This window comes from Bacteroides sp. K03 (assembly GCF_019734355.1).
GTDB lineage: Bacteria > Bacteroidota > Bacteroidia > Bacteroidales > Bacteroidaceae > Bacteroides > Bacteroides nordii.
In genome coordinates, this window is sequence record NZ_JAASHC010000026.1 from 1 (window position 1) to 14,272 (window position 14,272).

Genomic DNA, 14,272 nt, shown 5'->3' on the forward strand with positions numbered 1-14,272 from the left:
ATAGCAACCCATTTAACTTATTTAACTATTTTTTCTTGCACAAATATTTGCGCAGGTCTTAGAATTCTGCGTTTCAAGAAAGATTTAAACTCTGTGTTACTCTGTGGTGAGTTCATTTCTTTTCAGGTTTGTACCAAATGCCGTCTACCGCTATCGTCTATTTCTTTCTCCGGTATCGGTAAAGTCCTGTCTCATAGAGGAACGTAGGAATCCTCGGTATGCAACGTTGTTTTAGATGTACATGTAAAGCAGTACGACATGTACATGTGGGCCAGTACGACATGTGCATCTCATACTGTTTTAGATGTACATGTAAAACAAGACTATGTACCGGGAAAAGGAGCGTTCCTTTCTGAGAAAGACAATTATAGTGAACTTACAAAGATACTATCGCCTGGCACACCTCCCCATGCGGGAAGCAAAGGATTTTGCTGGTGAGCCAAAGGAAGTTCTGTGGCCAATTCCATTATATCGTCTCCCAACAATGTACAGTAGGCTGGTAAGTTATAACGATCCATTTGCTCAAAGCTAATAGCAGCATAGCGAAGACGTATTTCCGCATCGGAGAATATCTCTTCATCGGGTAACAACAGAGGAGCAAGCGACAGCAGATTCAGTGCCGACTGCTCATAAGCTACCCAATGCTCGTGCTGCGGGCGATAGTGTAGATAGATACGGTTGGTATTGGATGCTTCTTGCATCAGAATTTTTTCAAGTTTTGAATTCATTATTATTTTCCTCAGTTGGTTTTGATTATTAATATTCGTTTTTCTTATTGCTTTGTAAAAAAGCCCCTATTACACATCTACACTTAGAGGAAATAGGGGCACACACAAACAAAACAAACAATATAATATACCCCGCGATTCACATCGAAGAAGTATAAGTGCCTTTAAGAGAATGCTATATACATTCTCTTTATCTTTCTACTCAAATATGTCAGTCTATACCCTTTTTATCAAAAATCGTCTTCATCCTGAAAGCGATACGTCCAGCCATTGATATTAATCTGTACGGCCAGCCACGATTCAGAGAAGAAAAAGGATATCTTATATTCATCTTCACGGTCCAGATATTCCTGTGCATTAGGAAAACTCCCTTCCATAGCAGACATTTTCAAATAATTAGTCAGATTGATATTGAAAACTTTCCGTCCCGTAGCTTTCTCCGTCACGATAAAACGGGTGGGACGATCTGCCATAAACCGCATTGTATTGAGTTCCACTGCTACAAGTGAAATATCATTCTGTTCCATATGGTAGGGACGGAAACTCAGAACATCATCAACCAGCAAAGAGTTATCGTAATTCAGATGACCATTTGACTCGATAATCTCATAATCATAATCATTCATGTTCAACGCCCAGTCGTCATCTGAATAGCCCTGGAACAGGAATCTCACTTTATTAGTGTCTTTTATGAGGTTTATCAACTCCGTCTGGTTACGGGTACCTGTGAACTCTACATCAATAATCTCACCATACCACAACGGCTCGAGTTTCTTACTCATAATAAGAGATTCTTCACGTTTCAGTTGCAATTTCAAATCCGTAAGGGTAGAAACTCCTGCCGTCAGTGAAGTTATGTCGTATGAATCACGTGCTCCTGCCCATGCCATAAGCTGATACTTTCCCACAGGCAGTTCTACAACCATGCGGTAATAACCGGTTCCAAGTGAAGCGCCTTCCTCTGCCTGCTTGAACATGAATTTACCTTCTTCATCAAATACATAAAGTTCCACTTTATCTACTTGCGTATGGAATGCATCGGCAAAAAGCATATTATAATCATACTTGAATTTAACGAATAAACGGCACTCCGGCAGATCTTCGTTAAAGCTATCGCATGAGGTCATCATCCAGGAACAGGCTACAAGAAGTCCCAGGGCAATGTAATGTATAAGGCTTTTCAGATTCATATTTTTTATTTTTCTAATTTAATCATATATAGAGTGGAAAAGAAACGGGTTCTTTTCTCGTAATTTCCAATTTTGGGGATAGAACCAAACAGTCGTTCTATCAAAACTATAATATCCCGGAATTTTTTATAGAGGAGTTTCCGGAAACTTCCTGAAGTTGAAAGTAAGGTTGTGGGAGCAATACTTATCTCCCACAACACTTAAATAAAGAATTAAATAAAACTACTAATCTGAAATTAGAATTCTACTTCCTGAGTATACCATGTCCATGGGTTAACATCAATCAGAATAGACATACGGAGATCATCATCTTCATCCTTATCTGTTACTATAGGAGGAATAGTAGGATATCCGGGATCATTGAATTTAGTGACACTAATATCGTAAACAGAATTACGAACTACACCAAACTCACCCAATTCATTGGTAGCTAAACTGGTATCGTCATGCTTAATCATCGCTTTATAGAAGCTATAACCTCCCTTATAATAAGTAAGAACATCTACCGTTTTTGCTCTGTCATCCACACCCAATATACCAGTTTTCGTATCCTTGAAATCCTGCATAAGAGTTGTAATAGCAGCAGCATCTGCAGTAGCAGGAAGAGGCACAGCAGCCAGACTTATTCCTACCAGATATTTGTTAAACGCAGTGGTCAAAGGTGTAGTGATGACAATAGGATCCGGATGAGTACTGAGATACTTATACTTCAGTTCTTTTTCAATCCAGTCCATCAACGTAGTAAAGGTATAGAAACCACCATCAATCAGCATCCAGTCTCCATTAGTTTCCTGATCAGTAGTAGTTGTACCATCTGCTTTCTGATACTCTTTAGGCATATATTTAGCTTTCACCAATATCTGCGTTGTATTATCATGCGTATTACCAGCCTGATTCTGAGTATTTTCAAGACAATATTCACTTTCTGTAGTCAGATGCCACGGAATCGCTGTAGCACCTGCATCAACATGATTTTCATCATACACATTGTAAGATCCTGCCGGATGAGCCGTATAATTAGGGTCTATTCTATAAGAACCTTTCTTATATTGGTCAAACGGGGCACGGAAACCTCCTGTAGGAACATTCTGTTGTTCCAACCATGTCGGAGTTCTCTTAGAGAGAGGGTAGTAACTCTTATTCGTTGTATTCAATACCCATTTAGCTTCGGATATATCCGCCTTAGAACTTGTTTGTGTAATAGTAACACGAACTTTGGCAACGACACGGTCAATATTGATAGTCAACGGATTGGCCTTTGCTCCGGCATCTGTTTTATAAAGACTCAGATCTTTCGGATCACCCAAAGTAGGACCGTCTTCGGTAATCGATGGTTCCAGGTCTCCTTTAGCATTTGTCATCATAAAACCATCGGTTGAAGAGATGCTGGCTGCCGTATTAGTAAGAGCTGCATTAACAACGGAATACTTTGTACCGGTAATCCATTTACTATTGACAGCATCATTCTGGAAGGTTGCAGAAGGATTGGCTACAATCAAAATACGCTTAGAAACTCCCGGTACTTTAAACGCAGTACCTGCACTTCCTGTAGGTTGTCCGGTAGCATCCACACCTGCCTCAGCATTGGTCAATAAAATATCAGCTGTCACTTCAGGATCAGCATCAGCCGTAAAGAAAATAGCTCTTACTTTCTTCAGTTCCGATTCAACAGCAGTCCCGTTTTGATGATCCGGAGTATTCAAGCCACGAGACTGAGACGGAGTTTTAATCCCCACAGCTACCCATGCATCCCCCTTAGGATCGGTTACCACGCCATAATCGATATCTTCTTCGACCACCGGCACGATGTCTTCATTACTACATGCCACAAATGCCAAAGATGCAAGTGCCAGCATAAAAAGATTCTTCTTTTTCATTGTTTACAATTAACTTAAAGTGTTTATAACTAAAATATTTATCTCTTTTGTTTTTGGTTTTTATTTTCAATCTCAGCTGCATTCGCTTTTTTCGTAGCCAGTTCCTCCAAATTGTGTCCGGCAGCTTTCAGACCCGATTCAGCAGCGGCTTTCAAATACTTCTCCGCATCATCATACTCTCCTTTTAATAACATTAATACACCCATAGCATTCGTATATTCCGGTAAATGCTTTTTAGAATTTACCATACCCAAATAGCGCTCTGCAGAAACCAGGTCATTGCGTGAAAGAGCAGCAGCAGCGGCGTTCATATTAGCAACCTCATCTTCAGGATACATCCTGACAGCTGTTTCAAACACATCAATAAACTCTTGCGAACCTGCCGGATAAGTATTAGCCACCAGGAACATTTCGTTCAGGCTCAGGTTCTGAGGACGTTTCTTTATCACCTCCCGTGCCTCGTCTACATCGAAGTTCTTGATGTCATAATTCACTTTACAAATAGCAACACGCAGGCTTGGGAATATATTTTTCAACATATAACGGTAAGGTACACCTCCGCGAAGCTTCATCAGTTTTGCTTCTCTCCCCTGTTCAAGAGAAGTATACTCAATAATATCCAATATCTCATCTTTATACTCTATATCTATCGTATCAAGTGCCTTCACCAGCCCCTCCCAGTTTTCGCCACCAAAGATGATGTAATACTGATTCCGGGAAAAATCATACCGGGTTGCCAGATAATCACGCAACGCCATAGCACGTCCTTCAGACAAGCGTTTGTTATTCGCCAATGATCCTTCGGGCGAAGCATAACCAATAATATCCAGTCTGTTTACCTTGATACTCGGATCGGCCTTCAGATCGTCAATCATCGTACGAATCTTAGCCAACTCTTTAGGATTGTTCATGTATTCGGGACGAATATTTACTTTATTCACCTCAAAGTCCAGGAAACATTCTGCCTGTATATCACGACGCTTCACTTCTTCAGCTACCGGCTGTAAATAAGCCAGGTAAGGTGCCACAACATACGGGAATAGTATGCGTTCTAATGTAACCTTATCAATCAGTGGCTCTACACTCATCAAGGTCGATTCACCGCAACCACACTCATCACGCTGTAAAACCAGTTTAGCATCTTCCATCCATGCTTCATAAGGCAATATGTATCTATATTGAATGGTATCATTTTTTCTTTTGTTACCCTTTTCCACGACATAAGGACGCACATAACTCTTTCTCTCTTTAGCACTCATCACCGCCAGTCGGCGTTCGTAAGCCATATATTCGTCACGTCCTTTGATAGATACTTTCGGAAGATCATAAGTACGTTCCGGGGCAACCAGCTGCGGAATAAAATCGACTCCCCGGGCTGTTTTAACCTTCACATTATTCATGATAAAGTCGATATCTATATGAAGAAAATCACCCCGTTGTTCCAGCTGCATCGGTTTTACTGACACAACACCCTCATAAGAGCGGTCCTGAGCCACAGCCAGATTCATACTCTGACATAAAACAGCTAATACAAATACGATGAATTGTAGATTCCTTTTCATCATTCTCTTTTTATTTTATTACGTAAATAAGTGACAGACTCGCTTTGGTAGGACCGAAATAGTTCTTACTCGTATCCTTTATCTTAGTACCACACTCTGCACAAGGGTATTTTTCATACACAATACGCGCATATCCTACTCCGACAGATGCTTCTAAACTCCAGCGTTTTTTCAAGATCCACGAATGCCCTACGGAAATACCACCACCGTACAGGTGTCCTTGATATCGGTTGTTCTGCATATTCTCACTGATAAACGACCAGCCGGGAAATCCTCCTACATTGAAATCGGCGTAATGACCATGTACTCCTATAAATGTACGTCTGAAGCTTTCGCAAAACCAGTAACGGACTTCCGGCTGAACTCCCCAATGCCGGAGTCTGGCTCCATCATTAAATTTCCACGGATTATAGTTGAATGGTACGTCGAGCGTCCACTTGCGTGCCAGACCAACCTCCAGACCAAGATTCAGGGTAGTAGTAGCATCATAAAGCAGATTACTTTTGACAGCAATTTTCTGCGCTTTGCTGTTTACTGCAAAAGTGCAAAGTATGACTAATATGAGTATGAATACTTTCTTCATTATCAAGTTTTTATTTTTTCTGTTATCAAGATCCTCGTTGATATAAATATACTTTAATTCGTCTCGGTATATCTTCATTATCATCCTGAGGTTCTTTCGGATTTTTTATAGTTGTAAGATAGATCACCTGGTTTCTTGCAGAAGAAGTGGAAGCCACGTTTATATCAATTACTCCGTCTTCTACCAGAATACTGTTCGGATCGGCACTAACCACACCATATTTGTTTTTCATTGTAATCCACGGTACATTGACTGAATTATCTACTTTTGCAGTAAGAAGATAATATTCAAAATCATAGGCACCGGAATTCTCCGTGTAATAGTTTACAATCATTCCTGCAGCCGGAATAATAGGTTTTCTTATCACGCTAATTGTCTGCTCGATGTTACCAAGCTTTATATTAATGCTTGAGTTAGCGGCACTGCCGGCAGGAAGCTTTACTATCACATTCATCGTGACCGGAGAATTCTGATTTGAGGCAGAAGGAATTCTTGCGGGCGATGGCGAAACGATAGTCATCGCACCATTGGCGACCTTCAGATAGTTACTTCCATCCGAGAATTGATGTGCGTAAGTGCAATCCGTCGTCAGTGTAAAAGCAACATACTGATTGCCTGAACTCTCCGTATTGTCATATATGATACAAAGCCGGTTACTTACAGCAAGAAAATATTCGCTATTGGCTTTAATTTCATAAGAAGAAATATCTGTTATTGTAACTTTATATTTCAAATTCATGTTATTAGGTTTCGACAGCATAGCGTCACTGTAAGTTGCAAACCCCGGAGAATTAGCAGATAGTATCGTAAACTCATATTCATGATTACGCTTTATATCCATATAATTGAGGCCATCATCGGCTATAGCCATCTTATAATAATATTGAACCCCTTTATAGAATGCGCGTATAATCATATAAGTATAAACATTGCTGTTTGCCTTTGCTTCATACACATATATAGGATCGGCTACATTAGTAACAGCAGAGACAAAATCTTCATTTGTATTACTTCTAATATAATTCAACATAGTTGTTGCCATTGTCAAATTGCCGGACAGATTATGCAGTACCGTATTTTTATTCAGATTATACACCGAATGTACACCCGATAAGGTGAAGTCTGTAGCATTACTCTTAACAACGATTTTGGCTACTGCACGCGTCAACTCCAATGGAACATCATCTGTACCTATTTTCGTATTTACATTAATCCCTCCGGTAACTTTATACAAATAGCTCATTGGCAACGTTTTTCCCACGAATGGAGGTTCATTTACAGTGTTTAATGGTATAACTGAAATCTGAGATGTCACATTAGCAAGCCTCTGACCTGTAAACAGGCTTTTAAAATTAGCAATCGAAAAGTCATAAGGCATATTGCCTATATAGAACTTTTCTTGCGGATTGGCTACTATTAAGATCCATGATGTGACACTTTGTGGCTTAAGCAAAACATAACTTTTATTACCAACATTAATGTTTGCTTGTGCCGCTTCTGCAAATACAGCATTATCAACTATGCCATCACCAGCATCAGTGAATACAAGTACCCAAGGATCTTTGGATACTACATCTTCCAGCGCTTCCGCTCTGGACACAGGAGTATCGTATGATCTCAGCCTTGTAAACAGCTCGATGCTGACCTGGTCGGCTTCCTCGGTTTCTACCGGATAAATCTCCTTCTCCAGTACGCATGAAACCATACAGAAAAGTAACCAGAAGAGCATATATATCTTTATTTGCAATCTCATTCTTCACTCATTAATTCATTCATTCTTTACACACCTCAAAGAAAAACCACCCTTAAACGAAGTGCTTATAGGCGCTGTTCCCATATAGCTTAGCTCCATATTCCATACAGAACTCCAATCAGGATCAATTGAGCTTTTAGTCTCAGGAACATCAGCAGCCGATGCCGTCATATAAAATCCGGCACTCGGATGTTCTAACATGCCAGCCTCGTTTGCTCCTTTCACGCCATAGTTCCGTCTGCCCGCAGCAGGGAGAAACAAAGACTTATTACCATTAAAAAAGAGACATCCCCAGTATGCGGCATTCGCACTGTTTATTGTAACTCCATATTGTACATTATTGCCTGGAAGAAAATTCTGTTCGATAGGACGCCTGTCAAAATACCCATCTGCATAAAACCCGAATGTCATATTGTCGGGGAGAGTTACAGGAGTATAATATGAAGGCGATGTCACCTGACCATCGGACGGAGGATTCGGATTATAATCCGGATGACTTGGATTATACAATTCATTTCCATCACCAGTCATCGGATGTGCAAAAATGGATGCTCTCCATTCTGACGCATTCGCTTCCGCCTGTGAACTATTATGTGATGCCACACGCCCTCCGGATATACTTCCATCATTCGGCCGATGATAACCATTAGGGCATACTTCATAATCAGTACTATAACTTTCAGACGCATTTCCATTATCCCATATCAGGTATTCATAGTTTTTATAATAGCTCCATCCCCAGCCTATAAGACCAATCGCATTCTTATCAGGACGCGGATTCAATGCTCTATAGCCAAAATTGTCATAGTCTGCGTCTGTTCCCGCTTCATTGGCATAACTACCATATGACCCCGATTTTAGTCTTGTCCATTGGAAATGCGCTCCCGCTTTCGTCGGGAAATCGACTTCCGAAGCATTTCCTCTATTCACTACAATACTAAAAGGGCTCGTTACAGGGGCAGTTAGAAAACTGCTATGAGTCATATTGTAAACAGCAAATGCTCTCGATCCTGTGCGTCCTGTATATAGATAATCCGGTTTTTCACCTTGTCTTAAGTAAATAGTCGCCTCTATAGGATCTCCCCATCCCCACAAGTAATATTTCAATTTTACTGTTGCATATCTTGGGGTATTCGTCGTATTTGTTCCCGTCAATCCGATACGGAAATAAATACGTCCCTTGCCAGTTACACTTTTACCATCCTCCCCTTTCTGGGAATTGGGTATTACCAGAAAATCTTCGGCTTGTCCCGGATTAGCAGTCCCAACATTAGGATCGAGGCTGGGCGTCGTACTCAAAACAACCATTTTATTAGGATCATTGTCCACCCATGCACTCCAATTCACCAGTGTCCCAGCATATGTATCGACTCTGGCATGTTGCCCCATGATAATACGTTCTCCACGCTGATTATCTTTCCAAAAGGCACCGGCATAACCCGTTGCACCGTTTGACGGTTCCGCAGCCGGATGATAAAATTGAAGACGTTTACCATTTTGTATTATCTTAACTGTAATCTCCCTTTGTAGAGCATTACTGCCATCTTCATTTTCTGCCGACAACGTAAGTTTATATGTACCGCTCACATTTCTGGCCATACTAAAATAATCATCTACTCCACTTCCCCAATATTCTCTTTCAACCCATCCGTCAGCCAATAAGTCCATGTATCCTGTACCCGTTCTCTGTCCATTTTGGTATTGAACTGTATACATGAACCGTTCGGGAGCAGTAGTCTTGTCTATGGTGTATTGAGATGCCAGGCTATTAAAAATACGGTTAGTTTCCACCATCTTACCAGCATCTACATCGTACACTTCGGGCAGCACTTTGACTACAGGCATGTTTGACCAGAATGAAATCCGGCTGCCGTTAAAGTCTGTTATCGATGCATCCACATGCGAGATTCTTAATATACGTTGATTATCTATGTTCCAATCACTATCCATGTCCACCCATTTGGAAGCCTTGATATTCATTTCCAGCGGTTCCTTAATGATGCCATGCAAATCCAACATTGTATTACCTGGCAGACTGTAGTTCACCGGACTCGAAGCTATCTGTAGTTCACAAAAAGGACTATAGTGGCTCCCCATATCTACTGTAAGAACCACAGCCTTTGTTTTGTCCCCCACTGTACTCAGTTCCTTAGCTGGCAAAATAATTCTGCTTATCCTCTTTGCCCATATCCTCCCACCGGTCGGAGCCTCATCTGAAAAATAACTCCCATCATCATCTTTAGAGAAAGTACGGATATTGTTCTGCCCGATCGTACCTTGATAATTGGAAGTAAGAGGTACTACATCCGGAATATTCTCGAATATAAGTCCCGAGAAAATATCTTCCAGATCATCTTCCGACTCTAATACTACATCAATCCGTACTGCCAATCTTTCAAGAGCCAGTTGCAACGGATCCACTGTTGTATTATCACTTAATACAGCACCTTGCCCACCCGACAGAACTTTTACATCTTTAATCTCCTGTATCATCGGAATAACCTGTTCGGATGAGAAAAAATATTCAGGATACGCAATCTCATCCAAATCAGCATACTTCGTGATTCCATTCAATTTATTTATGATAAGCTCGTGGGGAGGTTCATTAGCAAGAAAAACAAAATTATAATCTCCGGCATCAATAGAGTGCTTTATAACATCCCCATTCTCAGCAGTATAACGTTTATTTGAAACACATTTTCCGTTAGCTTGTTCAAATGCCAGAACACGAAGTGATTTAACAATGTAGTCATCAGGAACAGTTCCCGGATTCGTTGCAGCCCGCGTCATTGTTCCTCCAATCATTATATATGAATTACCGCTTGTTTTATTATCAGTGAAAATATCATCAAAACAAGATGAAAACATCATCAATAATAAAAAATAGAGTAACCCTTTAATATATATGTCTCCACTTTTCTTCATCATCCTATAAAACTTTCCTTTCTAAGTTTAGTGTATGCATCCGCCAAATAGCGATGCATTCAAAGGAAGTTTCTTTGCGTTCTTTAATGTATCACGCGGTGCAGAAACTTACCTGATCCTCACATTACAAAGATCGTGATATTGTAGGAAATGCAGAATTGTATTCATTTCTAATATAGTCAATTAAGCCCTCATGCTACCAATAAAAAGGAGAGTAAAAGCCAGCGAAGTTGCTAAATATAAAAAAAAAAGGTTAGATAAAAAAGGGTTTGCACAATTCGCACAAACAAAATAGGGGAGTTTCGATATTAGAAAATGATATAACTTTTAAAAGTAAAATTAATTATATAGAATAACAGGCGTTTAAGTAATACCCTATCTACAAAATAATATGAAGAGTAATTAACCTCTAATCTATGTTTATTCTCCCTCCTCCCGCAAACATTTTTTCTTTCTTTATTGTTGGAACAACAATTAATCATTTAAAATATTATCGATATGAAAGAAAAGAAGGAAGCCCGTGAAGAACGGAACAAAGAAAAGTTGACTCACGGCGATTGGATAATGGTCGAATTTTATGCCCACTGGCAGCCTGAAAACAAGAGAATGCATCCTGTCATAGAGGAGTTTAAAAAATTAATGAAAGGGACTCTTGAGGTAGTACAAATTGACATCGATCAGGAACGTGCTCTTGCAGAACTGTATACCATTGAAAATACTCCTACCTATATATTAATGAGAAAGGGCGAAGAACTGTGGAGACAATCCGGAGAATTAAGTCTGGAAAGACTGGAAAGAGCAGTGAAAGAATTTAAACCCTGACACAGGTATTGCTGATATAGACCACAGTCAAAAGCAATTCGAACAACAGAGTGTACAAATAAGAAGTGAGCTCAACTGATTGCGATAAAAAAACATTAACAAATCCGAATTAAAGCAACATCATTCTATTGTTCAATAAAAACAAACTCCCTGTAAAGTAATGCTTTACAGGGAGTTTCATGTTTTTTACTTCTCAGCGGAGAGACAGGGATTCGAACCCCGGGTACCTCGCAGTACAACGGTTTTCAAGACCGCCGCAATCGACCACTCTGCCACCTCTCCAAAATGTCCTTTTTATTCCTCTATAATGGCTTACATTATCAGCTTACCAAGACTCATATAAAGGTGCTTGTTGTTAAAAGCGGTGCAAAGATACAAAGAGATTTTAAACCTCCAAACGATTTTATAAAAAAAAAGAATAAGTCTTTTATTTTCTCTCCTTATTTATAGGTATTTTATGCTATTAAACACAAAATAGAGGATATTTATACTTATAATATGAAAAATGCTTGTAACTTTGCGTGCTCTAAAGAAGAATGGATAACCCAACCACTAACTAATATTTAAGTATGGAATTGAATAAAACCTTTAATGACGGACTTTGGAGCAAAGAAATCAACGTAAGAGATTTCGTTAGTAATAACATTACTCCTTATTATGGAGATGCATCCTTCCTACAAGGACCTACAGAACGTACAAAGGCAGTGTGGAACTGTTGCCTCAAAGCACTCGAAGAAGAAAGAGCCAACAACGGTGTGCGCTCCCTTGACTACCAAACCGTTTCAACCATCTCCTCTCATAAAGCCGGATACATTGATAAAGAAAACGAGCTTATCGTCGGATTACAGACAGATGAACTGTTGAGACGTGCCATCAAACCGTTCGGTGGCATCAATGTAGTAGCAAAAGCCTGCCATGAAAATGGTGTAGAGGTAGATGACCGTGTAAAAGATATATTTACTCATTATCGCAAGACTCACAACGACGGAGTATTTGATGTATATACCGAAGAGATCCGTTCATTCCGTTCATTGGGATTCCTTACCGGGCTTCCCGATAACTATGCCCGCGGACGTATCATTGGTGATTATCGTCGTCTGGCCCTTTACGGCATCGACCGCCTGATTGAAGCCAAGCTTGAAGATCTGAAAGGATTAACCGGTCCTATGACCGAAGCACGCATCCGACTTCGCGAAGAAGTGGCCGAACAGATCAAGGCACTGAAAGAAATGAAAATAATGGGTGAATACTACGGACTGGACCTCAGCCGCCCGGCATACAACGCGCAGGAAGCTGTTCAGTGGGTGTATATGGCTTATCTGGCTGCCGTAAAAGAACAGGATGGAGCTGCAATGTCACTGGGTAACGTATCATCTTTCCTTGATATTTATATTGAATACGATCTGGCTCATGGCAATATTGACGAGACATTTGCACAGGAACTGATTGACCAGTTCGTTATCAAACTGCGTATGGTACGCCACTTGCGCATGCAATCTTATAATGACATCTTTGCCGGAGACCCAACCTGGGTGACTGAATCCATCGGTGGACGTTTCAACGACGGACGTACAAAGGTGACCAAGACTTCTTTCCGTTTCCTGCAAACACTATACAACCTGGGAGCATCTCCGGAACCTAATATGACTGTATTGTGGAGCCCCGATCTACCGGAAGGTTTCAAGGAATTCTGTGCAAAAGTTTCTATCGACACCTCCTCCGTACAGTACGAAAATGATGACCTGATGCGTGAAGTACGCCAGTCAGACGACTATGGTATTGCCTGCTGTGTATCTTATCAGGAGATAGGAAAGCAGATACAGTTCTTTGGTGCACGCGCCAATCTAGCAAAAGCTCTGTTACTTGCTATTAATGGCGGACGTTGCGAGAACACGGGTACTGTTATGGTGAAAGATATCCCTGTGCTGACAGGTGATGTACTGAAGTTCGAAGAGGTAATGGCCAACTATAAAAAGGTGCTGACTGAAATTGCCCGCGTGTACAATGATGCAATGAATATCATTCACTATATGCACGATAAGTATTACTACGAGAAGGCACAGATGGCACTTATCGATACCAATCCCCGTATCAACCTGGCATATGGTGTAGCCGGACTTTCTATTGCTATCGACTCTCTGTCTGCCATTAAATATGCAACAGTAAAAGCCCGCCGTAACGACATCGGCCTGACAGAAGGTTTTGACATCAACGGCGAGTTCCCTTGTTTTGGTAATGACAACGATAAAGTAGACCACTTAGGTGTAGACCTCGTTTACTACTTTAGCGAAGAACTGAAGAAGTTACCGGTTTACAAGAATGCTCGTCCTACCCTTTCATTGCTGACAATCACTTCCAATGTGATGTACGGCAAAAAGACAGGTGCCACTCCGGACGGACGTGCCAAAGGTATTGCTTTTGCTCCGGGAGCCAACCCGATGCACGGACGTGACAAGAATGGTGCTATTGCCTCTCTCAGCTCTGTTGCAAAGTTACGCTATCGCGACTCTCAGGATGGTATCAGTAATACATTCTCCATCGTACCGAAATCACTCGGAGCTTCTGCCGAAGATCGTATAGAGAACCTGATAACAATGATGGATGGCTATTTCACCAAAGGTGCACACCACCTGAATGTCAATGTATTGAACCGTGAAATGCTTGAAGATGCCATGGAGCATCCGGAGAAATATCCGCAACTGACTATTCGTGTATCAGGTTATGCAGTAAACTTCATCAAGTTAAGCCGTGAACATCAACTGGAGGTTTTGAGCCGTTCGTTCCACGAACGTTTTTAATTGAAAATTGAAAGTTGAAAATTGAAAATGAATA

The 14,272-nt window shown here is 40.7% G+C and carries 9 protein-coding genes and 1 tRNA gene; 2 read left to right on the top strand and 8 right to left on the bottom strand.

Annotated features, from left to right (window positions below; genetic code table 11):
- Nucleotides 1-365 precede the first annotated feature (365 nt).
- The 7 genes from HCG69_RS15665 to HCG69_RS15695 all read right to left on the bottom strand — a co-directional run bounded on the left by HCG69_RS15665 (nucleotide 366) and on the right by HCG69_RS15695 (nucleotide 10,621).
- A complete protein-coding gene (locus HCG69_RS15665; RefSeq protein WP_221650819.1) occupies nucleotides 366-728 on the bottom strand; it encodes a hypothetical protein in 363 nt (120 codons plus the stop codon).
- A gap of 230 nt (nucleotides 729-958) precedes the next feature.
- Complete coding sequence (locus tag HCG69_RS15670; RefSeq protein ID WP_221650820.1) at nucleotides 959-1,918, bottom strand: FimB/Mfa2 family fimbrial subunit; 960 nt, start codon at nucleotides 1,916-1,918, stop codon at nucleotides 959-961.
- A gap of 236 nt (nucleotides 1,919-2,154) precedes the next feature.
- The gene (locus tag HCG69_RS15675) at nucleotides 2,155-3,795 is read right to left on the bottom strand and encodes an Mfa1 family fimbria major subunit (protein ID WP_221650821.1); all 1,641 of its coding nucleotides are present in this window, start codon (nucleotides 3,793-3,795) and stop codon (nucleotides 2,155-2,157) included.
- Nucleotides 3,796-3,833: 38 nt separating this feature from the next.
- Nucleotides 3,834-5,360 carry a DUF3868 domain-containing protein gene (locus HCG69_RS15680; RefSeq protein ID WP_221650822.1) on the bottom strand — a complete coding sequence of 509 codons (1,527 nt, stop codon included), beginning with the start codon at nucleotides 5,358-5,360 and terminating at the stop codon, nucleotides 3,834-3,836.
- Between the two features lie 7 nt (nucleotides 5,361-5,367).
- Entirely contained in the window at nucleotides 5,368-5,940 is a 573-nt protein-coding gene (locus tag HCG69_RS15685) for a DUF3575 domain-containing protein (protein WP_221650823.1), read from the bottom strand.
- Nucleotides 5,941-5,965: 25 nt separating this feature from the next.
- Nucleotides 5,966-7,669 carry a hypothetical protein gene (locus HCG69_RS15690; RefSeq protein WP_221650824.1) on the bottom strand — a complete coding sequence of 568 codons (1,704 nt, stop codon included), beginning with the start codon at nucleotides 7,667-7,669 and terminating at the stop codon, nucleotides 5,966-5,968.
- Between the two features lie 39 nt (nucleotides 7,670-7,708).
- Nucleotides 7,709-10,621, bottom strand: a complete 2,913-nt coding sequence (locus tag HCG69_RS15695) for a fimbrial protein (protein ID WP_221650825.1) — start codon at nucleotides 10,619-10,621, stop codon at nucleotides 7,709-7,711.
- A gap of 495 nt (nucleotides 10,622-11,116) precedes the next feature.
- On the opposite strand from HCG69_RS15695, the gene HCG69_RS15700 reads away from it, so the two are divergent.
- A complete protein-coding gene (locus HCG69_RS15700) occupies nucleotides 11,117-11,440 on the top strand; it encodes a co-chaperone YbbN (protein WP_221650826.1) in 324 nt (107 codons plus the stop codon).
- Between the two features lie 197 nt (nucleotides 11,441-11,637).
- Here HCG69_RS15700 and HCG69_RS15705 read toward each other — a convergent pair.
- A tRNA-Ser gene (locus HCG69_RS15705) sits at nucleotides 11,638-11,722 on the bottom strand.
- Between the two features lie 287 nt (nucleotides 11,723-12,009).
- On the opposite strand from HCG69_RS15705, the gene pflB reads away from it, so the two are divergent.
- Nucleotides 12,010-14,238, top strand: coding sequence for a formate C-acetyltransferase (gene pflB, locus HCG69_RS15710; protein WP_221650827.1), 2,229 nt, complete (start codon nucleotides 12,010-12,012; stop codon nucleotides 14,236-14,238).
- The last annotated feature ends 34 nt before the right edge of the window (nucleotides 14,239-14,272 follow it).

What these genes read in the sequence shown, in the direction of transcription:
- HCG69_RS15695 (WP_221650825.1), bottom strand. Translation starts at nt 10,621, where the DNA reads ATGATGAAGAAAAGTGGAGACATATATATTAAAGGGTTACTCTATTTT.
- HCG69_RS15685 (WP_221650823.1), bottom strand. Translation starts at nt 5,940, where the DNA reads ATGAAGAAAGTATTCATACTCATATTAGTCATACTTTGCACTTTTGCA.
- HCG69_RS15665 (WP_221650819.1), bottom strand. Translation starts at nt 728, where the DNA reads ATGAATTCAAAACTTGAAAAAATTCTGATGCAAGAAGCATCCAATACC.
- HCG69_RS15680 (WP_221650822.1), bottom strand. Translation starts at nt 5,360, where the DNA reads ATGATGAAAAGGAATCTACAATTCATCGTATTTGTATTAGCTGTTTTA.
- HCG69_RS15690 (WP_221650824.1), bottom strand. Translation starts at nt 7,669, where the DNA reads ATGCTCTTCTGGTTACTTTTCTGTATGGTTTCATGCGTACTGGAGAAG.
- HCG69_RS15670 (WP_221650820.1), bottom strand. Translation starts at nt 1,918, where the DNA reads ATGAATCTGAAAAGCCTTATACATTACATTGCCCTGGGACTTCTTGTA.
- HCG69_RS15675 (WP_221650821.1), bottom strand. Translation starts at nt 3,795, where the DNA reads ATGAAAAAGAAGAATCTTTTTATGCTGGCACTTGCATCTTTGGCATTT.
- pflB (WP_221650827.1), top strand. Translation starts at nt 12,010, where the DNA reads ATGGAATTGAATAAAACCTTTAATGACGGACTTTGGAGCAAAGAAATC.
- HCG69_RS15700 (WP_221650826.1), top strand. Translation starts at nt 11,117, where the DNA reads ATGAAAGAAAAGAAGGAAGCCCGTGAAGAACGGAACAAAGAAAAGTTG.